General features: G+C 37.2%; 25 protein-coding genes. 6 read left to right on the top strand and 19 right to left on the bottom strand.

The genetic code is table 11. From position 1 onward, the window contains the following. Positions 1 to 25 precede the first annotated feature (25 nt). From rpsN to rpsL, 18 genes are all read right to left on the bottom strand, one after another. Positions 26 to 295, bottom strand: coding sequence for a 30S ribosomal protein S14 (gene rpsN, locus BUB91_RS14940; protein WP_073100088.1), 270 nt, complete (start codon positions 293 to 295; stop codon positions 26 to 28). Between the two features lie 2 nt (positions 296 to 297). Then, positions 298 to 849, bottom strand: coding sequence for a 50S ribosomal protein L5 (gene rplE / locus BUB91_RS14935; RefSeq protein ID WP_073100087.1), 552 nt, complete (start codon positions 847 to 849; stop codon positions 298 to 300). Positions 850 to 851: 2 nt separating this feature from the next. Further along, complete coding sequence (gene rplX, locus BUB91_RS14930; protein ID WP_073100086.1) at positions 852 to 1,163, bottom strand: 50S ribosomal protein L24; 312 nt, start codon at positions 1,161 to 1,163, stop codon at positions 852 to 854. 12 nt (positions 1,164 to 1,175) lie between these two features. Beyond that, entirely contained in the window at positions 1,176 to 1,544 is a 369-nt protein-coding gene (gene rplN / locus BUB91_RS14925; protein ID WP_009779191.1) for a 50S ribosomal protein L14, read from the bottom strand. 2 nt (positions 1,545 to 1,546) lie between these two features. Beyond that, entirely contained in the window at positions 1,547 to 1,804 is a 258-nt protein-coding gene (gene rpsQ, locus BUB91_RS14920) for a 30S ribosomal protein S17 (protein WP_040533212.1), read from the bottom strand. Positions 1,805 to 1,815: 11 nt separating this feature from the next. Continuing rightward, on the bottom strand, positions 1,816 to 2,007 hold the full coding sequence (gene rpmC, locus BUB91_RS14915) for a 50S ribosomal protein L29 (RefSeq protein ID WP_009779189.1): 192 nt from the start codon (positions 2,005 to 2,007) through the stop codon (positions 1,816 to 1,818). A gap of 11 nt (positions 2,008 to 2,018) precedes the next feature. After that, positions 2,019 to 2,441, bottom strand: a complete 423-nt coding sequence (gene rplP / locus BUB91_RS14910) for a 50S ribosomal protein L16 (RefSeq protein ID WP_072984087.1) — start codon at positions 2,439 to 2,441, stop codon at positions 2,019 to 2,021. Positions 2,442 to 2,460: 19 nt separating this feature from the next. Further along, positions 2,461 to 3,177 carry a 30S ribosomal protein S3 gene (gene rpsC, locus BUB91_RS14905; RefSeq protein ID WP_073100085.1) on the bottom strand — a complete coding sequence of 239 codons (717 nt, stop codon included), beginning with the start codon at positions 3,175 to 3,177 and terminating at the stop codon, positions 2,461 to 2,463. A 3-nt stretch (positions 3,178 to 3,180) separates the two neighbouring features. Beyond that, positions 3,181 to 3,591, bottom strand: coding sequence for a 50S ribosomal protein L22 (gene rplV / locus BUB91_RS14900; RefSeq protein WP_073100084.1), 411 nt, complete (start codon positions 3,589 to 3,591; stop codon positions 3,181 to 3,183). A gap of 8 nt (positions 3,592 to 3,599) precedes the next feature. Then, the gene (rpsS, locus tag BUB91_RS14895; protein ID WP_073100083.1) at positions 3,600 to 3,878 is read right to left on the bottom strand and encodes a 30S ribosomal protein S19; all 279 of its coding nucleotides are present in this window, start codon (positions 3,876 to 3,878) and stop codon (positions 3,600 to 3,602) included. Between the two features lie 6 nt (positions 3,879 to 3,884). After that, positions 3,885 to 4,709, bottom strand: coding sequence for a 50S ribosomal protein L2 (rplB, locus tag BUB91_RS14890; RefSeq protein ID WP_073100082.1), 825 nt, complete (start codon positions 4,707 to 4,709; stop codon positions 3,885 to 3,887). Positions 4,710 to 4,718: 9 nt separating this feature from the next. Further along, a complete protein-coding gene (gene rplW / locus BUB91_RS14885) occupies positions 4,719 to 5,009 on the bottom strand; it encodes a 50S ribosomal protein L23 (RefSeq protein ID WP_073100081.1) in 291 nt (96 codons plus the stop codon). Positions 5,010 to 5,013: 4 nt separating this feature from the next. Then, on the bottom strand, positions 5,014 to 5,643 hold the full coding sequence (gene rplD / locus BUB91_RS14880) for a 50S ribosomal protein L4 (RefSeq protein WP_073100080.1): 630 nt from the start codon (positions 5,641 to 5,643) through the stop codon (positions 5,014 to 5,016). Next, positions 5,643 to 6,254 (bottom strand): 50S ribosomal protein L3, encoded by a 612-nt coding sequence (gene rplC, locus BUB91_RS14875; protein ID WP_073100079.1) that lies wholly within the window; start codon positions 6,252 to 6,254, stop codon positions 5,643 to 5,645. Before rplC ends, rplD begins: the two co-directional genes overlap by 1 nt. 152 nt (positions 6,255 to 6,406) lie before the next feature. After that, positions 6,407 to 6,712, bottom strand: a complete 306-nt coding sequence (gene rpsJ / locus BUB91_RS14870) for a 30S ribosomal protein S10 (RefSeq protein WP_009779180.1) — start codon at positions 6,710 to 6,712, stop codon at positions 6,407 to 6,409. 11 nt (positions 6,713 to 6,723) lie between these two features. Then, complete coding sequence (gene fusA, locus BUB91_RS14865; protein ID WP_073100078.1) at positions 6,724 to 8,856, bottom strand: elongation factor G; 2,133 nt, start codon at positions 8,854 to 8,856, stop codon at positions 6,724 to 6,726. A gap of 5 nt (positions 8,857 to 8,861) precedes the next feature. Beyond that, complete coding sequence (gene rpsG, locus BUB91_RS14860; protein ID WP_073100077.1) at positions 8,862 to 9,338, bottom strand: 30S ribosomal protein S7; 477 nt, start codon at positions 9,336 to 9,338, stop codon at positions 8,862 to 8,864. A gap of 23 nt (positions 9,339 to 9,361) precedes the next feature. Further along, on the bottom strand, positions 9,362 to 9,736 hold the full coding sequence (rpsL, locus tag BUB91_RS14855; RefSeq protein ID WP_009779177.1) for a 30S ribosomal protein S12: 375 nt from the start codon (positions 9,734 to 9,736) through the stop codon (positions 9,362 to 9,364). A 684-nt stretch (positions 9,737 to 10,420) separates the two neighbouring features. Here rpsL and BUB91_RS14850 point away from each other — a divergent pair. From BUB91_RS14850 to rlmB, 6 genes are all read left to right on the top strand, one after another. Further along, on the top strand, positions 10,421 to 11,596 hold the full coding sequence (locus BUB91_RS14850; protein ID WP_128759368.1) for a BamA/TamA family outer membrane protein: 1,176 nt from the start codon (positions 10,421 to 10,423) through the stop codon (positions 11,594 to 11,596). A gap of 252 nt (positions 11,597 to 11,848) precedes the next feature. Next, the gene (locus BUB91_RS14845; RefSeq protein ID WP_073100075.1) at positions 11,849 to 14,950 is read left to right on the top strand and encodes a SusC/RagA family TonB-linked outer membrane protein; all 3,102 of its coding nucleotides are present in this window, start codon (positions 11,849 to 11,851) and stop codon (positions 14,948 to 14,950) included. Between the two features lie 188 nt (positions 14,951 to 15,138). Beyond that, positions 15,139 to 16,425: a RagB/SusD family nutrient uptake outer membrane protein gene (locus BUB91_RS14840; RefSeq protein ID WP_164917866.1), complete on the top strand. Its 1,287-nt coding sequence runs from the start codon at positions 15,139 to 15,141 to the stop codon at positions 16,423 to 16,425. Positions 16,426 to 16,855: 430 nt separating this feature from the next. Further along, entirely contained in the window at positions 16,856 to 20,044 is a 3,189-nt protein-coding gene (locus BUB91_RS14835) for a SusC/RagA family TonB-linked outer membrane protein (protein ID WP_073100073.1), read from the top strand. 8 nt (positions 20,045 to 20,052) lie between these two features. After that, complete coding sequence (locus tag BUB91_RS14830) at positions 20,053 to 21,507, top strand: SusD/RagB family nutrient-binding outer membrane lipoprotein (protein ID WP_083557960.1); 1,455 nt, start codon at positions 20,053 to 20,055, stop codon at positions 21,505 to 21,507. A gap of 92 nt (positions 21,508 to 21,599) precedes the next feature. Beyond that, positions 21,600 to 22,334: a 23S rRNA (guanosine(2251)-2'-O)-methyltransferase RlmB gene (gene rlmB / locus BUB91_RS14825; protein WP_073100072.1), complete on the top strand. Its 735-nt coding sequence runs from the start codon at positions 21,600 to 21,602 to the stop codon at positions 22,332 to 22,334. Here the strand turns inward: rlmB and BUB91_RS14820 are convergent. Then, complete coding sequence (locus BUB91_RS14820) at positions 22,331 to 23,044, bottom strand: rhomboid family intramembrane serine protease (protein WP_073100071.1); 714 nt, start codon at positions 23,042 to 23,044, stop codon at positions 22,331 to 22,333. The two genes, rlmB and BUB91_RS14820, sit on opposite strands and share 4 nt — an antisense overlap. Positions 23,045 to 23,060: the final 16 nt, after the last annotated feature.

The following is a 23,060-nucleotide window of genomic DNA, read 5'->3' as shown; positions in this document are numbered from 1 at the left end:
AACCTAAAACCAATTTATTCTTAGTTTACCAGCTTGCCTTTTTAACACCTGGTATAAGACCTTGATTAGCCATCTCACGAAACATAACACGTGAAACACCAAAAGTTCTCATATACCCCTTAGGACGTCCTGTTAACTTACAACGATTATGTTGACGCACAGGAGATGCGTTTTTAGGCAGCTTTTGTAATGCTTCATAATCACCAGCCTCTTTTAAGGCTTTTCTTTTTTCAGCATATTTGGCTGCGAGCTTCTCACGTTTTCTTTCGCGAGCTTTCATTGATTCTTTTGCCATAATTACTTCTTTTTAAAGGGTAGCCCCAATTGAGTTAATAATGCTTTCGCTTCTTTATCGGTTTCCGCAGAAGTTTCAAAGGTAACATTCATACCTTCAATTTTACGCACTTTATCAATATCTATTTCAGGAAATATTATTTGCTCTTCGATACCTAAACTATAGTTACCGCGACCATCAAATCCTGTAGCATTGATCCCGTTAAAATCCCTTACTCGAGGTAATGCAGAAGTGATCAAACGATCTAAGAACTCATACATACGCTCGCCGCGCAATGTAACCTTAGCTCCAATCGGCATACCTTTTCTAAGTTTAAAAGCAGCAACATCCTTTTTAGACATTGTAGCGATTGCGCGTTGACCTGCAATAGTGGTTAATTCTTCTACAGAATAATCTATCAACTTTTTGTCAGCCACAGCGGCACCAACACCTCTAGAGATTACAATCTTTTTTAATTTAGGCACTTGCATAACATTCTTATACCCAAATTCTTCAGTAAGAGCCGCGATTACACGCTCTTTATATTCTGTCTTTAGTCTTGAAATGTAAGCCATAACTAAATTACTTCATTTGATTTTTTAGAAAAACGCACTTTCTTATCTCCTTCTACACGGTAACCTACACGAGTAGCATCACCATTACCATCAACTAATGACAGGTTAGAAATATGTAAAGCAGCTTCTTTCTTCGCGATACCACCTTGAGGATTAGAAGCACTTGGCTTCTCATGTTTAGACACTAAATTAATCCCTTCAACGATCGCTTTGTTCTTATCTTTAAAAACACGTTTCACCTTACCTTCTTGACCTTTATGATCACCTGCAGTAACACGAACGGTATCTCCAACTTTTATTTTAAGCTTTGTCATCTTAATACTGTATTAAAGCACCTCTGGTGCTAATGATACAATCTTCATGAATTGTTTCTCACGAAGCTCTCTTGCAACAGGACCAAACACACGAGTACCGCGCATCTCTCCCTGAGCATTTAAAAGTACACAAGCATTATCATCAAAACGGATATAAGATCCATCAGGACGACGTACTTCTTTACGTGTACGCACAACAACTGCAGTAGAAACAGCACCTTTTTTAACTTGGCCGTTTGGAGTTGCATCTTTAACAGAAACAACAATCTTATCACCTACAGAAGCATACCTTCTTTTTGTACCGCCCAACACACGAATAGTCAAAACTTCTTTTGCCCCGGTGTTGTCAGCTACTCTTAATCTTGATTCTTGTTGTAACATAATTACTTAGCTCTTTCAATGATTTCTACAAGTCTCCAACTCTTAGATTTACTTAAAGGTCTAGTTTCCATGATCTTTACTGTATCTCCGATATTGCAGTCATTTTGCTCGTCGTGTGCTACGTATTTTTTCGTTTTTAAAACGAACTTACCATACATAGGGTGCTTTACTTTCTTAACCTCAGAAACCACAATAGATTTCTGCATTTTATTACTGGTAACGACACCTATACGTTCTTTTCTTAAATTTCTTTTTTCCATCTTAAGCAGCATTATTGTAATTCTCGTTTTGTAAGCTCAGTAGCAATACGCGCTACAGATCTTCTTAGACCTCTAAGCTGAATGGGATTTTCCAAAGGAGAAATAGCGTGAGCCATTTTTAAGTCTGAATAAGCTCTCTTAGCTTTCACTAACTCTTCCTGTAATTCTGCTACAGATAGTTCTTTTACTTCTGATTGTTTCATTTTTCTAGAATTTAGTCAGCTTGATAATCCCGAGCCACTACATATTTTGTTCTAACCGGAAGCTTTTGAGCAGCCAAACGTAACGCTTCACGCGCTACAGGCTCAGCAACACCTCCTATTTCAAAAAGCATTCTGCCAGGTTTGACGACAGCTGCCCAATACTCAACAGCACCCTTACCTTTACCCATACGCACCTCAAGAGGTTTCTTAGTGATAGGCTTATCAGGGAATATTCTAATCCATAATGAACCCTCACGCTTCATAAAACGTGTGGCAGCAATACGTGCAGCTTCTATTTGTCTTGACGTAAGAAAGTTAGAATCTAATGATTTGATACCAAAAGTACCATTAGAAAGCTGATGCCCTCTTCCGGCATTACCTTTCATACGACCCTTCTGTTGCTTACGGAATTTTGTCTTTTTAGGCTGTAACATCTTGTTTTACTTTAAAAAATTACTTTCTACGACGTGATTTTGGAGCACCAGATCCACGACCGCCCTTTCCTTGCTTCTTAGCAAGACCTACTAAAGGAGATAATTCTCTTTTACCGTAAACCTCACCTTTCATAATCCACACTTTGATACCCAATCTACCATAAGTAGTATGAGCTTCAACCAAAGCATAGTCTATATCAGCTCTGAATGTTGATAATGGAATACGACCTTCTTTGTAAGATTCTGAACGTGCCATTTCAGCACCATTCAAACGACCTGAAATCTGTATCTTAATACCTTCTGCGTTCATACGCATTGCAGCCGCAATTGCCATCTTAGTAGCACGACGATACGAGATACGGTTTTCAATTTGACGAGCCACTGAGGAAGCAACCAAAAATGCGTCAAGTTCTGGACGTTTGATCTCAAAAATATTGATCTGAACTTCCTTATCTGTAATTTGTTTAAGTTCCTCTTTCAACTTGTCTACCTCTTGACCACCTTTCCCGATAATGATACCAGGGCGAGCAGTAGTGATAGTAACGGTTACAAGCTTAAGCGTACGCTCAATAATTACTCTAGACACACTAGCTTTAGATAAACGAGCGTGAATATACTTTCTAATCTTATCGTCTTCGGCAAGTTTATCACCGTAGTCGTTACCACCATACCAGTTAGATTCCCATCCTCTGATAATACCCAGGCGATTCCCGATTGGATTTGTCTTCTGTCCCATCTATTATTTGCTTTGTGTGTTATCTTTAGCACCAAGCACAACTGTAACGTGATTGCTGCGTTTTCTTATTCTGTGTGCGCGACCCTGTGGTGCTGGACGAAGTCTTTTTAACATACTCCCTCCATCTACACGTATCTCCTTAACAACTAAATCAGCATCTTCTATACTTGCATCTTCGTTTTTTTCTTGCCAATTTGATATGGCAGAAAGAACCAACTTTTCTACGCGACGAGAAGCCTCTTTGTTACTAAATTTCAATATTTGAAGCGCCTTTTCTACTTTCTGACCACGTACAAGATCCGCAACTAAGCGCATCTTACGAGGAGAAGTAGGGCAGTTGTTCAGTTTTGCAAAGGCTACAGTTTTCTTAGCCTCTTTTCTCTGCTCTGCTCTTTCTTTTTTACGAACTCCCATAGCTTCAATTATTTTTTACCTTTATTTTTTGACCCCACATGACCTCTAAAAGATCGTGTTGGTGAAAATTCTCCTAACTTATGACCCACCATATTCTCAGTTACATAAACCGGAACAAACTGGCGACCGTTATGAACAGCTATAGTTTGACCAACGAAATCTGGAGTAATCATTGAAGCTCTTGACCAAGTCTTGATTACTGTCTTTTTATTAGCCTCTATATTAGCAGCAACTTTTTGCTCTAACTTATAATGAACGTAAGGTCCTTTTTTTAATGAACGTGCCATATCTTATTATTTCTTTCTACGTTCTACAATATATTTATTACTCGCTTTCGTCTTAGTACGGGTTCTATAACCTTTAGCAGGTATACCGTTTCTAGAACGTGGATGACCTCCAGAAGCACGACCTTCACCACCACCCATTGGGTGATCGACAGGGTTCATAACCACAGGTCTTGTACGTGGACGTCTACCTAACCAGCGTTTTCTACCAGCTTTACCAGAAACGATAAGCTGATGATCACTATTAGAAACCGCACCTATAGTAGCCATACAGTTAGCAAGAATCAATCTTGTTTCACCTGAAGGCAACTTGACAGTTGCAAATTTTCCGTCACGAGCCATTAACTGCGCAAACGCACCAGCACTACGAGCCATAATAGCTCCTTGACCTGGGCGTAATTCTATACAAGAAATAATAGTACCTAATGGAATATCAGACAAAGGCATCGCATTTCCTATTTCAGGAGCTGAACCAGAACCAGAAACAATATTCTGATCTACCTGCAAACCATTTGGCGCAATAATGTAACGCTTCTCACCGTCTTGATAATTTAAAAGAGCAATAAAAGCAGTACGATTAGGATCATACTCAATGCTCGCTACTGTTGCAGGAACACCTTCTTTATTTCTTTTAAAATCAATAACGCGATAGCGTTTTTTATGACCACCACCTTTATAGCGCATAGTCATTTTTCCTTGACTGTTTCTCCCTCCAGACTTTTTAATCGGAGCCAATAGGCTTTTTTCCGGCTTATCAGTGGTAATGGCGTCAAACCCATTAACTACTCTAAATCGCTGTCCTGGAGTGATCGGTTTTAATTTTCTTACTGACATTTGTTTGTCTTAAATGTTACTATAAAAATCAATCACATCACCTTCCGCCACCTGTACAACAGCTTTCTTAAAGCCTTTTGTTTTACCAGTGATCATACCAGATTTTGTAAATTTGGTATTACGATCCGGGCGGACGTTCATTGTTCTTACTTTAATTACCGAAACACCATAAGTCGCCTCTACAGCGTTTTTAATTTCGATCTTATTCGAACCGGGATTCACTTCAAAGGTATAGCGGCTATTAAGCTCACTATCCGTTGTAGCTTTTTCGGTAATCACGGGTTTTATTAAAATACTCATGTTGTTACTTACTTAAAGTTTGCTCAATTTCTTCTAGAGATCCTTCCAAAAACACTACATTATTCGCATTCATAATTTTGTAAGTGCTTAATTCCGAACTCATTACAACCTCAGAAGTCTTCAAATTGCGTGACGACAAATATACATTATTATTTGAAGCGCCCAACACAAACAGAGACTTTTTATTATCTAAGCCTAAGGCTTTTACAACGTCAACAAAATCCTTAGTTTTTGGAGCATCAAAATTGAAATCCTCAACCACTAAAATTGCCTTGTCATTTGCTTTCAACGTAAGAGCTGAACGGCGTGCTAAACGCTTAAGACCTTTATTCAATTTAAATGAATAATCACGAGGTCTTGGACCGAACATTCTACCACCACCTTTGAATACACCAGACTTGATACTACCAGCACGAGCTGTACCCGTCCCTTTTTGCTTCTTTATCTTACGTGTACTACCTGCGATCTCCGCACGCTCTTTAGACTTATGAGTACCCTGTCTTTTATTAGCAAGGTGCTGCTTTACATCTAAATAAATAGCATGGTCATTAGGCTCTATTGCAAAAATAGCGTCAGAAAGGTTTGCCTCTCTCCCTATTTCTTTTCCTTTGATATCAACTACTGCTACTTTCATTATCTTTCAATAATTACATAAGAATTTTTGTGACCCGGCACACAACCTTTCACCACAAGTAGGTTCTTTTCAGCAACTACCTTTAAAACTCTTAAATTTTGAACTTTTACTCGCTCATTTCCCATTTGACCAGCCATACGCATACCTTTAAATACACGAGCTGGATAAGATGCCGCACCGATAGAACCAGGAGCTCTTAAACGGTTATGCTGACCGTGAGTAGCTTGACCTACACCACCAAATCCATGACGCTTTACAACACCTTGAAAACCTTTACCTTTAGAAGTACCAGCTACATCTACAAACTGACCTTCTTTAAAGACTTCTACAGTTACTGCATCACCTAATTTATACTCACCTTCAAATTCTTGGAACTCGACAACTTTACGCTTTGCAACTGTACCTGCTTTCTTGGCATGACCTTGAGCAGCTTTATTTGCAGTCTTTGCGTCATCGAAACCTAATTGAAGGGCACTATACCCGTCGACCTCTTCGGTTCTGACTTGGGTAACAACGCAGGGACCTGCTTCGATCACAGTACAAGGAATATTCTTCCCGTTCTCATCAAAGATGCTGGTCATTCCCACTTTTTTTCCAATTAACCCAGACATATTAATTATTATTGATTATTACTATTTATTTATTGTTTGGCTTTCGCCGAAATAAAACAGGGTCAAAATACTTTCGACCCTGAATGTATTTTTATCCGTTTTTCCTTCGCACGCAGCTCAGGACATGTTTATTCCGCTATGCGGAAATCAAACTATACTTTGATCTCTACTTCAACCCCACTAGGCAACTCAAGCTTCATCAACGCATCAATGGTTTTTGAAGATGAACTGTAGATATCAAGTAAGCGCTTGTAAGAGCTAAGCTCAAACTGCTCACGCGATTTCTTGTTTACGTGTGGAGAACGTAATACAGTAAAGATTTTTTTGTGAGTAGGCAATGGGATTGGCCCCGTTACTACAGCACCGGTACTTTTTACCGTTTTTACGATTTTTTCAGCAGACTTATCTACTAAGTTATGATCGTAAGATTTAAGTTTTATTCTGATTTTCTGACTCATTTCTTAGTAAATTAAGCGTTAGCAGTTCCTTTTGCCGCAGCGATAACTTCTTCAGATACATTAGAAGGAGTTTCTGCATAATGTGAAAATTCCATAGTAGAAGTTGCACGACCAGAAGAAAGTGTACGTAACGTAGTTACATAACCAAACATCTCAGACAATGGCACAGTTGCTTTAACAACTTTTGCTCCAGCACGGTCACCCATACTACTCATCTGACCACGACGACGGTTAAGATCCCCAACGATATCACCCATATTCTCTTCAGGAGTAATAACTTCAACTTTCATTATAGGTTCAAGCACAACAGCACCAGCAGCTTTAGCGGCAGCTTTGAATCCCATTTTCGCAGCAAGCTCAAAAGACAACGCATCAGAATCCACAGGGTGGAAAGAACCATCCTTAAGCGTAACTTTCATCGCATCAACTTCAAAACCAGCTAAAGGACCGTTGATCATTGCAGCTTTAAAACCTTTCTCTACAGACGGTATATATTCTTTAGGAACGTTACCACCTTTTACCATATTCACAAATTCAAGACCTACCTTACCTTCCTCTGCAGGCTCTAAAGTAAATACTATATCAGCAAACTTACCACGACCACCAGATTGTTTCTTATAAACCTCTCTGTGATCAGCAACTCTTGTAATAGCCTCTTTGTACTCAACTTGTGGCTGACCTTGACTCACCTCTACCTTAAACTCACGTCTAAGACGATCTACGATGATATCCAAGTGCAACTCACCCATACCAGAAATAATAGTCTGACCTGAAGCCTCATCAGTACGAACCTGGAAAGTAGGATCTTCCTCAGCAAGTTTAGCCAAAGCCATACCTAACTTATCAACATCTGCCTTAGTTTTAGGCTCTACAGCAATACCAATTACAGGATCAGGAAAGTCCATACTTTCAAGAACAATTGGGTGTTTCTCATCAGATAAAGTATCACCAGTCTTGATGTCTTTAAATCCTACAGCAGCACCTATATCTCCAGCTTCAATAAAATCAATCGCATTTTGCTTGTTAGCATGCATTTGATAAATACGAGAGATACGCTCTTTATTTCCTGAACGGTTATTTAAAACATATGAACCAGCATCTAAACGACCTGAATAACTACGGAAGAATGCTAAACGACCTACGAAAGGATCTGTAGCAATCTTAAATGCAAGCGCAGCAAATGGAGCAGTTACATCCGGCTTACGAATCTCTTCTTTATCAGTATTTGGATTAACCCCTTTAATACCATCCTTGTCCATTGGAGAAGGCAGGTAACGACATACAGCATCTAACAAGAACTGCACCCCTTTATTCTTAAAGGCAGAACCACAAATCATTGGAATGATAGACATATCCATTACAGCAGCACGAAGCGCAGCATGCACTTCATCTTCAGTAATTGAATCTTCATCTTCCATATATTTCTCAAGTAAATTCTCATCATAAGCAGCAACCTCTTCGATTAGCATACCACGATATTTCTTTACTTCTTCTTTCATTTCTTCAGGAATATCAACAACATCAAAAGTCGCCCCCTGAGTTTCATCATGCCATACAACCGCACGATTCTTCACAAGGTCAATAATCCCTCTAAAATCAGCTTCATCACCAATTGGCAAAACGATAGGCACCGCATTAGAACCTAACATCTCCTTAACTTGCTTACAAACCTCAAGGAAGTTAGATCCTTGACGATCCATTTTATTCACAAAGCCCATACGCGGTACTTTGTAATTATCAGCAAGCCTCCAGTTAGTTTCAGATTGAGGCTCAACACCATCAACTGCACTAAATAAAAAAACCAAACCATCAAGAACACGTAAAGAACGGTTCACCTCAACTGTAAAGTCAACGTGACCCGGAGTATCAATAATGTTAAAGTTATAATCCTTAGTATCAGGAAGTGGTTTAGCATTTTCCATTGGAAACTTCCAGGTACAAGTAGTTGCAGCAGAGGTAATAGTAATACCGCGCTCCTGCTCCTGCTCCATCCAGTCCATTGTAGCCGCACCATCGTGCACCTCTCCAATTTTATGACTTACACCAGTATAATAAAGTATACGCTCTGTTGTTGTTGTTTTACCAGCATCAATATGAGCAGCAATACCTATATTTCTTGTAAATTTTAAATCTCTTTGCGCCATTTTATTTAGAATCTAAAGTGAGAGAATGCTTTGTTAGCTTCCGCCATCTTATGAGTATCTGTACGCTTTTTAACAGCAGCACCTTCTTCTTTAGCAGCAGCTAACACTTCTGCAGCTAATTTAGAAGCCATCGATTTTTCATTACGCTTTCTTGAAAAGCTAATCAACCACTTCATTGCAGTAGAAATCTTACGATCTGGTCTAATCTGCATTGGGATCTGAAAGGTTGCACCACCTACTCTACGACTACGTACTTCCACGTGAGGCATAACATTAGATAACGCATCTTTCCAAACTTCTAAAGCCGTTTTCTCGTCGTTGTTTTTCTTTTCTTCTACGATATCCATTGCATCGTAAAAGATCTTAAAGGCTACCGACTTTTTTCCGTCCCACATCATCATGTTTACGAAACGCGTAACAAGCTGATCGTTAAAACGAGGATCTGGTAAAAGTGGTCTTTTTTTGGCCTGTCTTTTTCTCATTTCTTCTCTTTAAAAGTTTTTAATTACTTCTTAGGGCGTTTTGCTCCATACTTAGAACGACGCTGTAGTCTTCCCTGAACACCTGCTGTATCCAAAGCTCCACGTACAATGTGATATCTAACACCTGGCAAATCTTTCACCCTTCCGCCTCTAACCAATACTATCGAGTGCTCTTGTAAATTGTGACCTTCACCACCAATGTATGCATTAACCTCTTTCCCGTTTGTCAATCTAACACGCGCTACTTTACGCATAGCTGAGTTAGGCTTCTTAGGTGTCGTGGTATACACACGGGTACAAACCCCGCGGCGTTGTGGGCACGAATCTAAAGCAGCCGATTTACTCTTCTTGGTTATCTTGGCTCTTCCTTTTCGTACTAATTGTGAAATTGTTGGCATAATTTCCTTTACCTAAATTATAGTTATTCTAATAGCCCCTTTTCTAAGGGCTTGCAAAGGTATAAAATAAATTAAGTTATTCAACACATAAATCATTAATTTTCAAAGGTATTTTGTTATAATGGATATTTCCCATAAAATACCACTAACCAAACCCAAAACAAAACCTTGAAGCAAAAGCAAACATCCCTCATACTATTTTCAATTATTTGCTTATTAAGCTCACAATCTGTTTTTTCCCAAAAAATTTCTTTAGAAATAATCACAAATTCCAAAACAGAAGACAGCCTTATCTCAGAACACTTTCCAAACAATGAGTTTCACTCACTCATTGCAATAAACGAAGAAATCACCCTAATAAAGAACAAACTTTATTTAGAAGGGTATTTTCAGCATAAATTTTACAACCTCAAAAAAATCTCAAAAAAGCACTACAGCATAGAATTTTTAAGCAGACAAAGAACCAAACAGATTACCTTATATATACATGACAAAAAAACACTTGAACATTTAAAATATCTAAATCACAAAATATCAAAGAATTCGATTGAAATACCACCAAAGGAAATTAGCCAAACTCTCGCCAAGCTATCAGAAAACGAAGCCGAAACAGGCCAACCCCTCACAACATTCAAAATAATCAACATATCAACCTCTACAAAAACCACCTTTGCAGAACTACAGGTGAAAAGAAAAGAAAATAGAGATTTTACAAACATAAACATTAAAGGATACACTAAGTTTCCGAGGTCTTTCGTAAAACATTATGCAAAACTTAAAACCCCGGTACTTTTTCAAAAAAATAAAATCCTAGACAAAACAAAAACCCTAGAAGAATTAGACTTTGCAAATTTCACCAAGACACCAGAATTACAATTTAAAAAAGACAGCACCTCACTATACCTGTATATAGAGAAGAAAAACGCAAATATATTTGAGGGCTTTTTAGGTTTTGGCTCTAACACAGACGAATCAAAATTAAGACTGGACGGCTATTTAAACCTTGACCTTGTAAACAATTTCAACTATGGAGAACAGATCAACCTAACATACAAAAGCAATGGCGACAACCAGCAAGCTCTTGATCTAAACACAAGCTTGCCCTACCTATGCAAAAGCCCAATCAGTATTTCAGCCGGACTTAATATTTTCAGGCAAGACAGCACATTTTCAAACACTGCACAATTTCTAGAAACATCTTTAAACATAACCGCAAACACATCAATCTCAACTTCATTAAAACTAGAACAGTCGACAACACCACAAAACCAAACAGACAATACCGCAGAAGCGTACAAGAAACAAATATACTCAGCAACTTTCAACTATAGTAAAACAAAGAATTCTACACTCAAAAACCAGCCCACTTTCTTAAGATTTACCGCTGGAAGTGGTTTTAGAAAAACAGAAACACAAAAAACAACAAATCAATTCATAGCCAACCTAAACGCCGCGTATACATTCGACATAAGTCAAAAACACAGCTTCTACATAAAAAGCGAAACCGCTTTATTAGAATCTAAAAACTACCTAAACAACGAGCTATTTCGTTTTGGAGGAATGAACAACATTAGAGGCTTTAAAGAAAATAGCCTTATCGCAAACCTATATGCAACCCTCCAGACAGAATACAGATACTCCCCTAGCCCCAAAATTTACATAAACACAATTCTTGACGCAGCTTACTACGAAAACAACCTTAACAATCAAGAAGATATCCTATACAGTTTTGGACTCGGAACATCACTTCTAACAAATGCAGGAATACTAAAACTAAACCTCGTTAACGGAATTCAAAACAACCAAAGATTCAAGCTCCCCAACTCTATTCTACATTTAACACTAATAGCTAAATTCTAGCAAAAATCGATCTAAACAATAAATTCAATACAAGAAAATTTTAATTATATAGTCAATTTTAATAATTATTATTAGTTAAAAAATGTTAATATTAAAATATTATTATTTTAAAAGGCTAAAAATTAAAAATATCTTTAATTAACACTTTTATATCGATAAATTAACAAAAATTTAAAATATAGTACCTAATCACTTGTTTCAATTCTTTTTTTTAATCATTTTTAGTGTGGCTAATTCAAATAAATATTAAACATGAAAAAAAGATTACAAGGATTTCTAATGCTATTTTTCGCATTAGTTGTGCAAACTTCTTTTGCACAAACCAGAACAATTTCTGGAACCGTAACAGATGACAGCGGCGTCCCACTCCCCGGCGTTAACGTCCTAATATCCGGAACAACAACAGGGACTCAAACAGATTTTGATGGATTGTATTCCATCGAAGCGTCTACAGGAGATGTTCTTACATTTAGTTATGTAGGTTTTTCCTCAAAAGAAATAATTGTAGGAGATTCACCTACTATTAACATTCAACTTTCTGGAGGAGAAATGTTAGACGAAATAGTTGTAACTGGGGTTGCTGGAGCCACAAGCAAAAAGAAACTCTCAGTCACTGTAGCATCTGTTACCTCAGAAGAAATTGAAAAGGTTCCAGCTACTTCAGCAGCAAGCGCTCTACAAGGCAAAGTTGCCGGTGTCTCTGTTGGCAACCTCGGTAGACCAGGTGCAGGCGCTACAATAATAATGAGAGGCGCTGCAAACCTATATGGTTCCCAGTCTCCACTTGTTATTCTTGACGGAGTATTTGTAGAAGGCGGCCTAGCCGATATAAATGTTGACGACATAGCATCCTTTGAACTCGTAAAAGGTGCTTCAGCATCATCTTTATATGGATCTCGAGCTGGAAATGGAGTTATCGTTATATCAACTAAGCGCGGTAAAATCGGAAAGACAACAGTAACTGTACGAGTTGAAACCGGATTTTCGGAAGTCTCAGATTTCATCGAAACCAACCAATCACACAATTATGAACTTGCTCCAGATTGGCAAAACTTTCAAGGTCAATACACAAAATACGCAGGCGTAACCTACCCATCCAGTTACCAAAGTGTTTATGCTGCTTCTGGTCCTAATAGCGTTTCTGGATCAAGAATATTATCAGATGATGGTTATGCAGACAATCCATTTGGAGTTTATAATGATTTTCAAAAATTATTTTTCCAAACTGGAACTAATAAAACATTATTCACTTCTATAGCATCAGGATCAGAAAAGACAAAAACCTATTTCTCTGCAGAAAGCACAGAGAACGAAGGAGTATTAAAAGAAACAGAAGGTTATAATCGCGTAAGCCTAAGATTAAATGTTGACTATAACATCTTAGATTGGCTAACATTTAAAGCAAGCACCAACTATATTAGAGTTGTAGATAATAGCCCTGGAGGCGGAACAGGAATATACAGAACATTAACACGACTAAATCCAGATTCAAACATATCAGCACTTAATCCTGATGGTCAACCTTATTATTACTTACCCGACCCTTGGGAGAACGAGATCGTAAATCCTTTATACTCGTTAAGTGTTGCTGACGCTAAAACAAATCAGCAACGTTTTCTTGGAGGATATCTCTTAAATCTAAAATACACAGATTGGCTAAATATGGATATAGAATATGCTTTTGAAAACAACACCAGTAGATATTCTTCAAATAACAAATACGAAAATTACACTACAACTGGAGATGCTATAGGGTTTGGCTATAGTAAAGGATCACTAAGTAAAAATAATTATTATGATATTTCACAAAAGGTTCAAGCCACACTAAACTTTAAAGAATCAATGGGTGAATTAGATATTGCCGCAAAATTAAGCTATCTAGCTGAAGACCAAAAGTATGACTACTACTCAGTAACAGGAAATGACTACAAATTTAAAGATTTACCAAGCTTAGATAATTTTGATCCAGCTTACATTTCAGCCTCATCAAATCAACAAAGCGAACGCGCACAAAATGTTTTTGCTATTGCGGGACTAGTATTTAAAGATAGATACATTATTGATGGTCTCTTTAGAAGGGACGGATCATCGTTATTTGGAGCAGAGAACAGATGGAATAATTATTATAGAATTTCAGCAGCATATCGTATTTCAGAGGATATAAGCATCCCAGGAATACAAGAATTAAAAATAAATGCAGCCAAAGGTACTTCAGGACAACGACCAGGGTTTGATTGGCAATATGAGCAAACAAACTTAAGCGGCGGAACACTATCATCCGTTAGACGAAAAGGAAATCCTTTTTTAAAACCATCATTAACTACTGAAACAGAAATTGGTCTAAATTCTAGCTTCTTGAATATGTTTAACCTATCACTAGCTTATTCAAATCAAGTTGTATCTGAACAATTTATGATTGTGAATCTCTTTTCACCAGCAAATGCAGGAAAATCAACTCAGTGGCAAAATGTAGGTGACCTAGAATCTGACACATTTGAAGCAACCTTGAATGCCTCAATAATAAAAGGCAAGGATTTCTCATGGAATTTAGGTGCTAACTTCGCTAAAACAACAGCTACCATAAAAAAGCTTAATGCTCCTGAACAAATTGTAGGCCCCGATAATGGATCTATGTTTTTAATACGAGAAGGGGTTGATTTCGGAAGTATGTTTGGTCGTTCTTTTGTTACAGATTTAGAAACAATGCAAAATCAATTACCTCAAGGAGCATCAATTAACGATTATGAAGTAAATGCTGATGGTGTTGTTGTAGAGAGCGCAACAATAGGATCTTCTAATGAAAAAGCTATTATAAAAACAGATGAAAATGGCTCTCCATCATTTGAAAAAATAGGGAATCAAAATGCTGATTTCAGAGTTGGAATTACATCTACATTCACATACAAAACACTAACTTTCTATATGCTTTGGGATTGGAAAAAAGGTGGAGATGTTTACAACAAAAATGCTCAATGGAACACTATAGCTAAAAGAAACATTATTGTAGATCAAGCTGGCAAACCAGCTGATCAGAAAAAAACTGTCTCTTACTACGAATCTTTATACGATACAAACAACAATAATGCTTTTTGGGTTGAAGATGGTTCCTTTGTCAAACTAAGAGAACTATCATTATCCTATAATATCCCGAAATCTTGGATGAAAAATATTGGGTTCTTTGAAGACATAAAACTAAGTTTAATAGGACGAAACCTACTAACTTTTTCAGACTACAAGGGTTGGGACCCTGAAGTACTTAGCTATGACGGAAGTACTCAACAATATTTTGCTATAGATTATGGAGTTTATCCTATCCAAAAATCTTACTCACTATCAGTACAGTTTAAATTTTAAAAAATAACATGAGAAATTTTAAAAAAATATTATTCTCGACATTAGGACTAATTCTACTAATAACCTCTTGTCAGGAATTTGAAACAGATTTGGAAGTTGAAAACTTGGAAAATCCAAATGACGCTATACTAGCATCTGACCCAGTTGCTCTAGAAGCTACAGCTGGGAATATTTTAAACAGCTGGTACATGACCGTTCACAGCACAAGCGGTCCTGGAGCCGCCCTTCAAACTATGGCAGATGTTTCCACATGTTCTTGGGGTAATTTCGGAATGAGAGACCTTTCATCCGAACCTAGAGTAGCATTTAACAACACCACAGGATACAGCAATAATGTTACAAGCTCATATTTCAATTCACTTTATTCATTATTAACAGATTCAAACACACTAGTTACTGCTGTTGAAGGAGGTACAGAATTCAGTGAACCTGAAATGATATTAATGATGGGCAAAATGGGGCAAGCTTTATCTGTAGGATACCTTGCTTTAGTATTTGATAGAGTATGGCTCTATGATGCTGACGGTCCTATTGGCGATAATGAGACAGGAGAAACAGATTATGCTACAGCCATGTCTTATGCGTTAGATAGATTAGACGAAGCGATTTCCATTGCTGAAGGGAATACTTTTATCCTTCCAGAAACATGGCTGCCAGGTGTTAATGCAAGTTCATCAACTATAGCTGAAATTTTAAACAGCTTTGGTGCACGGATGTTAGTTTGTAATGTGAGAAATAGTTCTGAAAAAACAAATATAAATTGGGATCGTGTATTAGCATATACTAATGATGGTATTACTGCTGATTTTAATATCACTATGGATGATATAACTTGGTATGACCTCATCCCTAAAACATATCTAGTATACCCAGGTTGGGGTAAAGTTGATATGAGAATCGTTAACCTACTTGATCCTAATATGCCAAGCTACTGGGCAAACGACCTAACAAACCTGCCTGAGGCAACCTCTGCTGACGCCAGACTAGAAACAGATTACGAATACACTTCATCTAATAGTTTTAGTCCGGATAGAGGTTTATATCACTTTAGCAATTATAGATATTCGCGATTAGATGATTACATTACAGAATGGACCATTCCTGTTACTGAATTGTCAAAATCAGAACTTGACATGTATAAAGCTGAAGCTCTCTTAAACAAGAATGATTTGTCAGGAGCCGCTTCTGTAATAAATGCAGGAACAAGGACTACAAGAGGTAATCTACCTGATGTAGAAGAAAATACAACAGAAATTTTTGACGCTATATTTTACGAAAGAATGATTGAGTTTGCATACACAGGAATGGGACTTTCATTTTTTGAAATGCGCAAAGAAGACCTCCTTCAAGAAGGAACGCTTTTACATTTCCCAGTCCCTGGCACCTCACTTGATGCAATCCCTGAAGAATATTACACTTACGGAGGTACATCAGGAGAGCCAGGCAAAGACTATTCTACAGGTGGATGGAGATAAAAAAATCAAATAACCACGTAGATTATTATTAGCCAATAATCGAAAGAAAAAGCCCTCAATTTAAATTGAGGGCTTTTTTTTGCTTAAAACTGAAATTCAGTAAAAAAATTAACATCATATAATTCGATACACTCAAATCATTATATGATTGTAGCAAAAACAAAACGAAATCGATGTACCAACATTTTAAATAACTTCTAATAATTTTTTGAAAATTCTAGAATACAGATCTTTAACAAGGCTATTTAACGCTTTTTTAATATTTCACATTATAAGCCTAAATAAACAATATATAATTAAATTATTCCCAACGTTTACTATCCAAACGTGAATTTTCAGTAACACTTCATTGAAGTTTTAAGAGAAATAAATTGTTTATTGAATATTATTTATACAAATTCGCGATTGGCTAATTCAAATAAACAATAACATGAAAATTAAATTTACTGGATTGCTAACGCTAGTTTTAGCGTTAGTGGTGCAAATCTCGTTTGCACAAACGAAAGAAGTAACCGGAACGGTTACCGATGGAAGTGGAGTTCCTCTTCCCGGCGTAAACATCGTCATTCAAGGAACTACTACGGGTACACAAACCGATTTTGATGGAAACTATGCAATTTCTGCTTCTACAGGAGAAACATTGGTTTTTTCTTATGTTGGCTTTGGTGATTCAGAGCAAGTTGTAGGGGCTTCTAACACCATCAACGTTACATTACAAGCTGGTGAAGCTCTGGATGAAGTAGTAGTTACAGCTTTAGGCATTTCGAGAGAAAAGAAAACCCTAGGTTACGCAACCGAAGAGGTTTCCGGAGATCAAGTTAGCACTGTAACTCAAGGAGGTAACATTGCAAACTCTTTGTCAGGTAAAGTATCTGGTCTACAAATTAAACGTAACAGCAATATAGGTGGCTCTACTAACGTATTATTAAGGGGTACTAACTCTTTAACTGGTAATAACCAAGCTTTATTTGTAGTTGACGGTGTAATAATTGACAACTCAAATACTAACGGTAGTGATCAACAAGAAGCTAGAGGTGGTTTTGACTACGGTAATGCAGCTTCTGACATTAACCCAGACAACATTGCTTCTGTAAATGTACTTAAAGGTGCTGCTGCAACAGCTCTTTACGGTAACCGTGCTTCTAATGGTGCAATCATAATCACCACTAAAAAAGGAACTAAAAATGAAGGTATCGGTGTTTCTATCAATTCTGGGATTCAGATTGGTCGTGTAAACAAAGAGACTTTTGCAAAATATCAAAGTCAATATGGTGCAGGATATGGTCCTGGATTTTTATCAAGCGATGTTGATGGAGATGGTACTAATGACCGTTTGACGTATCTTAGTGATGATGCTTCTTATGGTTCCGCATTTGACCCTAGTCTTCTTGTTTATCAATGGGATGCGTTATTTGACCCTACAAGTCCAACTTTTGGTCAAGCTACTCCTTGGACTTTTGCTGGTGATAACGGTCCCATTTCATTCTTTGACACCGCAGTTACTTTAACAAATAGTGTGGCAGTATCTGGCGGAACTGAAAAATCGGCTTTCCGTTTAAACTATTCTAAATTTGATGCTACTGGTATTATGCCAAACAGTGAACAAAATAAGAATACTATTAACTTCAACGGCTCACACGATTTTACTGACAAGCTTTCGGTTTCTACAAATATTAACTTTGTAAATCAAAAAACTTTAGGTCGTAACAGCACGGGCTATAGCAATAACATTATTTCTAATTTCCGCCAGTGGGCGCAGACTAATGTTAACTTTGAAGATCAAAGAAGAGCTTACGAAAGAACTGGTAGAAATTACACTTGGAACTATACTTCTCCAACAAATGACGCACCTATATACTGGGACAACCCTTACTACAGTAGATATGAAAATTATCAAAATGATGAGCGTAACCGCGTTTATGGTAATGTCGCTTTAACTTATGATGTAACAGACTGGTTTAATGTTGTGGGTAGAGTTACAATGGATTCTTATGATGAATTGCAAGAAGAACGCACTTCAGTAGGAAGTAATCCAGTTGCAAAATATTCGCGTTTCAATAGAACTTTTAGAGAATACAACTACGATTTAATTATGAATTTTGATACTGACATATCTGATGATATAAGCTTTAACGGTATCTTAGGTACTAATATTAGAAGAAATAATATTAAATCTATTTATGCAATTACTAATGGAGGCCTGGTAGTTCCTGGAGTATATTCTCTTTCGAATTCTGAAAACCCTATTGAAGCTCCAATTGAGCAAGATGAAAAAATAGGAGTTGATGGAGTGTATGCTCAAGCAAGTTTTGGATTTTATAACAAATTTTTCTTAGAAGGAACAATTAGACGTGATGCTACTTCAACCCTTCCTGAAGGCAACAACTCTTTCTATTACCCATCTGTAACTGGAAGTTATATATTTTCTAACGACATCAATGCAGACTGGTTGAGTTTTGGTAAACTGCGTTTAAACTATGCTGAAGTAGGTACTGGAGCAGACTTTGCTCAATTAAGAGATGTATTTGCGAAGCCTACGAAGTTTGGTGATGCTAACATTTTTTCAGTTTCAAGCACAAGACGTAATCCTGATCTTAAAGAAGAGCGTTTAACGAGTTATGAAGGTGGTTTAGAATTAGATTTTTTCAAAAGAAGACTTGGCTTAGATGTTTCTTTCTATAAGACAAATACAAAAAATCAGGTTCTTCCATTACAAGTGTCTGGTTCTACCGGATATACAACAAAAATCATTAACTCAGGTGAACTACAAAACAAAGGTGTTGAGGTTTCTTTAAATGCTACCCCATTAATGTCAGATGACTTTAAATGGGATATTAGAGTAAACTTCGCACGTAACCGTAACAAGTTACTTTCTCTTGACGAAACAGATAATATTGTATTAGGAGACTTTCAAGGTGGTGTTACTTTAAATGGATCTATAGGTCAGCCTTTTGGTATCATAAAAGGTTCGGACTATGCAACTAATGATAATGGAGAAAGAATTATAGATGAGGATGGCTTGTATACCACAACCAGTCCTAATACTGTAATTGGTAACGTAAACCCAGATTATACAGGCGGTGTTTTCAACTCTTTCACTTATAAAAATTTAAGCTTAAGCTTTTTAATTGATGTTCAAAAAGGTGGAAGCGTATTTTCTCTTGACCAATATTACGGTCAGGCAACAGGCTTATATCCTAATACAGCATTTACGAATGACTTAGGAAACCCTGTGCGTAATACTATCGCAAATGGTGGTGGTGTAATTTTTGACGGTGTAACTGCTGATGGTTCTCCAAACACTACTCGTGTTGACGTTAGTGAATTTGGAGTATTTGGATATTCTACTTTCCCTAATTCAGAATTTGTTTACGATGCTTCTTACGTAAAATTAAGAGAGGTTGCTTTAAGCTATAGTCTTCCAACACGCTTTTTAGATAACCTTTTCTTCACTAAAGCAACGTTTACATTAACAGGATCTAACCTTTGGATCATTCACAAGAATGTGCCTTATGCTGATCCAGAAGCTGGTTTAAGTTCCGGTAACTTACAAGGATATCAAAGTGGGGTTTTACCTACTACCAGAGATTACGGCTTTAACGTAAGTCTTCAATTCTAAAAAAAAAAATGATGATAAAAAAGATAATTTTATTAAGTCTTGGACTTGTGCTCGCACAATGCTCTAGTGACTTAGAAGGTCTTAACGAAAACGGAAAGGCTTTTACCGATGTTCCAGGAGAGATGCTAATGTCTAATGCCCAGAGAGAACTTGCTGATCAATTAGTAAATACAAATGTTAATAACAATGTATTTCGATTATTCGCGCAGCAATGGAGTGAGGCTCAGTATACAGATGAATCTCGCTATAATATCATTACTCGATCAATTCCTGAAAGACACTGGAATATTATGTATCGCGATATTCTCAAAGATTTTGATCAAGCGACTATAAATATTGAAGCTGAAGAAATTTTAAATATATCTCCAGATCAATTTGCAGAAGACACAGCTAAAAAAGCTAACAAATTAGCTATTATCAAAATCCAAGAAACATTAGCTTGGCAAATACTAGTTGACACTTTTGGTGACATTCCATTTACAGAAGGTTTAGATATAGAAAATGTAAACCCTTCATATACGGATGATGAAGCTATTTACACGAGTATCATTGATAATTTAAATTCAGCTTTAGATGCACTAGATCCTACTTATGGTAGTTTTGGTGATCAAGATTTATATTACGGTGGAGACGTAGCAAATTGGGTTACTTTCGGTAATTCTTTAAAATTACGTCTGGGTATGCATTTAGCAGATGTGAATCCTACTTTAGCAGCTCAATTAGTTTCTGAAGCAGCAGATAATGTGATTACATCTAATGAACAAAATGCAACCATAACTTATTTTACTACGACACCTAATACCAATCCACTTTGGGTTGATTTAGTACAGAGTAAGAGAAAAGATTTTGTACCTGCAGACACTTTTGTTGATGTTGTTAATGATCTAGAGGATCCTCGTCGCCCAATTTACCTTTCAGACCCCATAGATGGTGAATACGTAGGAGCTCCATACGGAAGCAATATTACATATGACAACTATTCACATTTAGGAGCTTTATTTTACACCCCAGATTTAGAAGGTGTTATTTTTGATGCTGCTGAAGTTAATTTCCTGTTAGCTGAAGCTGTAGAACGCGGGTTCATAACGGGTGTTGCTGCTGATTATTATAATGATGCCATTACTGCCAGTATGGTTTATTGGGGTGTAAGCGACGCTGATGCTGCAACATATCTTGCTCAACCATCTGTTGCTTATGCAACAGCAGAGGGTGGTTACAAGCAAAAAATAGGTATCCAAAAATGGATAGGTCTTTACAATCGTGGTTTTGAAGCATGGACAGAGTTCCGTCGCTTAGATTACCCACAACTTGAAGCTCCTGAACAATCTCGTTTCGATGCTGTTCCATTACGTTTTACGTATCCTGTAATTGAACAAAACTTAAACAATTCTGGCTACTCTGCTGCTGCTTCAGCAATAGGTGGCGACGAACTGGACACTCCTGTTTTCTGGGATGTAAACTAAGTTCTCTAGTTATTATTTGATTTAAAAGCCATCTGCAATGCAGATGGCTTTTTTTATTTCTGCATCCACCAAAACAAACCTATCTTTGCACTATGTCAAAAAGCACTCACATTTACGGTACCCGGGCGATTATTGAAGCGATAAATGCTGGTAAAGAAATAGGTAAAATATATCTTCAAAAAGGTCTTAACAATCCACTTTCTAAAGAATTAGAAGGTTTAATTCGTGAACACGGAATTTCGGTTTCTTATGTTCCTCAGGAAAAACTGTATAAACTTTCTGATCAAAATCATCAGGGAGCGATTGCTACAATCTCCCCTATTCGATTTGCTGAATTCGAAGCTACTGCTGAAGCTATTTTGGCAGCAGATAAGCCGGCACTGTTTTTATTATTAGACCAACTTACAGATGTACGCAATTTTGGCGCAATTATCCGTACTGCAGTTTGCACAGGTGTTGATGCTATTATAGTACCCAAATCAGGAGGAGCACCAGTAACCGACGATACGGTTAAAACATCTGCCGGAGCAATTTTCAATATCCCGATTTGCAAAGTAGACCACATTAAAGATGCGCTTTTTTACTTACAGGGATCAGGTGTTCAGGTTGTAGCTGCAACAGAAAAAACAGAAAGCTCTGTTTACGATTTAGATTACACCACTCCTACTGCTCTGGTTATGGGTAGCGAAGGTAAAGGTGTTACCGCAGGAGTTTTAAAACTGGTAGATCAAAAAGCAAAATTACCAATGACCGGAACGATTAGTTCGCTTAATGTTTCTGTGGCTTGTGGTGCTTTTTTATATGAAATCGTAAGACAACGAAGCTAAGCATTAATATCTTCTTCTAAGTCTTCATCAGATTCTTCAGGCAGATCTATAAAGTTTCCGTGCTCATCAAACTGTCTTAAAAAAGGATCGTTTTCAGGGTTATAAGCTTCGGTTTCCCAATGATATTTAGCGGGTTTTGGTATTTTATTTTTAATTAAAAAAGCTAGTAGAAGTCCACCTAAAAAACCGGACAAATGGCCTTCCCAACTCATACCTTCCTGAATAGGCATTGTACCCCAAATAAGACTTCCGTAGAGAAAAACTACGATTAGTGAGAACGCTGTAAGCCGATAATGTTTAGACCAAATTCCTTTAAAAAATAAAAAGGAAGCTAACCCGTACACCACTCCGCTCGCTCCTATGTGATATGCCTGTCTACCTATTAGCCACGTTCCAAGACCGGAAATGAGTATTAATACAAATAGAACACGCCAAGCTACAGGTTTGTAGAAATAAAAAAGTCCTCCCATCAATACTAAAATAGGCACGCTGTTATGCCACAAATGACTTAATCCTGAATGAATAAATGGTGAAAAAATAATACCGCTTATGCCAGAAAATGTTCTAGGCAACACGCCAAAATCAGTGAAGTTGTACCCAAAACGGAGTTCAAACCAAAAAACCAACCACATCAACAATACAAATAACACCGGGTATAATATCACCCCTGTACTGAATTGAAAACTTGTGTTTTGATCTTTTGTTCGCATACTAAATAATTACAAG

It is taken from the genome of Leeuwenhoekiella marinoflava DSM 3653, from assembly GCF_900129005.1.
Classification (GTDB): domain Bacteria; phylum Bacteroidota; class Bacteroidia; order Flavobacteriales; family Flavobacteriaceae; genus Leeuwenhoekiella; species Leeuwenhoekiella marinoflava.
This window is presented reverse-complemented; position numbering and strand designations above follow the sequence as displayed.

Excerpts from the sequence above, each read along its gene's own strand:
- rpsN (WP_073100088.1), bottom strand. The coding sequence starts at position 295 with ATGGCAAAAGAATCAATGAAAGCTCGCGAAAGAAAACGTGAGAAGCTC.
- rplE (WP_073100087.1), bottom strand. The coding sequence starts at position 849 with ATGGCTTACATTTCAAGACTAAAGACAGAATATAAAGAGCGTGTAATC.
- rplX (WP_073100086.1), bottom strand. The coding sequence starts at position 1,163 with ATGACAAAGCTTAAAATAAAAGTTGGAGATACCGTTCGTGTTACTGCA.
- rplN (WP_009779191.1), bottom strand. The coding sequence starts at position 1,544 with ATGTTACAACAAGAATCAAGATTAAGAGTAGCTGACAACACCGGGGCA.
- rpsQ (WP_040533212.1), bottom strand. The coding sequence starts at position 1,804 with ATGGAAAAAAGAAATTTAAGAAAAGAACGTATAGGTGTCGTTACCAGT.
- rpmC (WP_009779189.1), bottom strand. The coding sequence starts at position 2,007 with ATGAAACAATCAGAAGTAAAAGAACTATCTGTAGCAGAATTACAGGAA.
- rplP (WP_072984087.1), bottom strand. The coding sequence starts at position 2,441 with ATGTTACAGCCTAAAAAGACAAAATTCCGTAAGCAACAGAAGGGTCGT.
- rpsC (WP_073100085.1), bottom strand. The coding sequence starts at position 3,177 with ATGGGACAGAAGACAAATCCAATCGGGAATCGCCTGGGTATTATCAGA.
- rplV (WP_073100084.1), bottom strand. The coding sequence starts at position 3,591 with ATGGGAGTTCGTAAAAAAGAAAGAGCAGAGCAGAGAAAAGAGGCTAAG.
- rpsS (WP_073100083.1), bottom strand. The coding sequence starts at position 3,878 with ATGGCACGTTCATTAAAAAAAGGACCTTACGTTCATTATAAGTTAGAG.
- rplB (WP_073100082.1), bottom strand. The coding sequence starts at position 4,709 with ATGTCAGTAAGAAAATTAAAACCGATCACTCCAGGACAGCGATTTAGA.
- rplW (WP_073100081.1), bottom strand. The coding sequence starts at position 5,009 with ATGAGTATTTTAATAAAACCCGTGATTACCGAAAAAGCTACAACGGAT.
- rplD (WP_073100080.1), bottom strand. The coding sequence starts at position 5,643 with ATGAAAGTAGCAGTAGTTGATATCAAAGGAAAAGAAATAGGGAGAGAG.
- rplC (WP_073100079.1), bottom strand. The coding sequence starts at position 6,254 with ATGTCTGGGTTAATTGGAAAAAAAGTGGGAATGACCAGCATCTTTGAT.
- rpsJ (WP_009779180.1), bottom strand. The coding sequence starts at position 6,712 with ATGAGTCAGAAAATCAGAATAAAACTTAAATCTTACGATCATAACTTA.
- fusA (WP_073100078.1), bottom strand. The coding sequence starts at position 8,856 with ATGGCGCAAAGAGATTTAAAATTTACAAGAAATATAGGTATTGCTGCT.
- rpsG (WP_073100077.1), bottom strand. The coding sequence starts at position 9,338 with ATGAGAAAAAGACAGGCCAAAAAAAGACCACTTTTACCAGATCCTCGT.
- rpsL (WP_009779177.1), bottom strand. The coding sequence starts at position 9,736 with ATGCCAACAATTTCACAATTAGTACGAAAAGGAAGAGCCAAGATAACC.
- BUB91_RS14845 (WP_073100075.1), top strand. The coding sequence starts at position 11,849 with ATGAAAAAAAGATTACAAGGATTTCTAATGCTATTTTTCGCATTAGTT.
- BUB91_RS14840 (WP_164917866.1), top strand. The coding sequence starts at position 15,139 with ATGACCGTTCACAGCACAAGCGGTCCTGGAGCCGCCCTTCAAACTATG.
- BUB91_RS14835 (WP_073100073.1), top strand. The coding sequence starts at position 16,856 with ATGAAAATTAAATTTACTGGATTGCTAACGCTAGTTTTAGCGTTAGTG.
- BUB91_RS14830 (WP_083557960.1), top strand. The coding sequence starts at position 20,053 with ATGATGATAAAAAAGATAATTTTATTAAGTCTTGGACTTGTGCTCGCA.
- rlmB (WP_073100072.1), top strand. The coding sequence starts at position 21,600 with ATGTCAAAAAGCACTCACATTTACGGTACCCGGGCGATTATTGAAGCG.
- BUB91_RS14820 (WP_073100071.1), bottom strand. The coding sequence starts at position 23,044 with ATGCGAACAAAAGATCAAAACACAAGTTTTCAATTCAGTACAGGGGTG.